The organism is Actinoallomurus acaciae (assembly GCF_042429965.1).
GTDB classification, from domain to species: domain Bacteria; phylum Actinomycetota; class Actinomycetes; order Streptosporangiales; family Streptosporangiaceae; genus Actinoallomurus; species Actinoallomurus acaciae.
This window is the reverse complement of the sequence record NZ_JBHLZP010001167.1, coordinates 1-902: the sequence shown is the minus strand read 5'-3', so window position 1 is coordinate 902 and position 902 is coordinate 1. Positions and strand designations below refer to the sequence as shown.

The 902-nt window shown below is 76.5% G+C and carries 1 protein-coding gene; it reads right to left on the bottom strand.

The features are described from left to right. Positions 1-28 precede the first annotated feature (28 nt). Positions 29-902, bottom strand: an 874-nt coding sequence (locus ACFFNX_RS51375; protein ID WP_378213809.1) for an FtsK/SpoIIIE domain-containing protein, incomplete at its 5' end; no start/stop codon positions are given.

The following is a 902-nucleotide window of genomic DNA, read 5'->3' as shown; positions in this document are numbered from 1 at the left end:
GCCCGGCCCTCGTGGGGCCGCGCGGCGTTCATTCGGCCAGCGCGGTCTGGATGAGGGCCGTCTCGCCGCCCGTCCGGTAGCGGCCTCGGCCCGGCGGCAGCTCGCGAGGCTCGATCCCGTCGAGGACCTCGCCCTCACCGGGCGGGCAGGACAGCAGCAGCGTGCCCGCGCCGGCGTCGTACAGGGCGTGCAGCAGCGGGTCGGCCGCTCCGGCTCCGGCGCAGGAGCGCGCCACGACCAGGTGCGCGCCGACCTCATGCCCGAGCGCGAGATAGTCCAGCAGCGGCGCGAACAGGGCGTCCTCCGGGTCGCGCACCTGCTCGTAGTCGTCGATGAGAATGAAGAGCCGGGGGCCGTGCCAGGCGCGAGGCCCCGCGCCGGGGGCCGGTGCGCGTTCGGCGATCGCCCGAGCGGTGCCCTCGACCAGCTCGCCGAGGACGCCCGCCGAGAACGCGTGGCCCAGCACGAAGTCCTCGGGCAGGCCGTGGAGAAGGCCGCCGCGGTAGTCCACGGCGAGGATCCGCGCCTCGCCGGGACTGTGCCCCGCCGTGATCGACTGGCCGACGAGACGGAGCAGGTTCGTCCGGCCGCTGCCCGGTTCGCCGATGACGACCAGATGGGGCGCGGTCGAGAAGTCGTGCCTGATCGGCGCACCGCCGTCCGCGAGGCCGAGCACCACCTCCAGGCGGCTCTCCGGCTCGGGCAGTTCGCCGGCGGACACGGTCGCCGGCAGGGGAGATACGCCCGGCGCGCCGGGCCGCGCGCCCCAGTGTTCGGCGACCTCCTCGACCAGCGCGGACACCGCGTCGGCCAGGCCCTCGACGCCGTCCACGCCGTCGACGCGGGGCACCGCGGTCAGGAAGGGCGTCCCGTCGACGCGGCCACGGCCGGGTGCCCCCGCC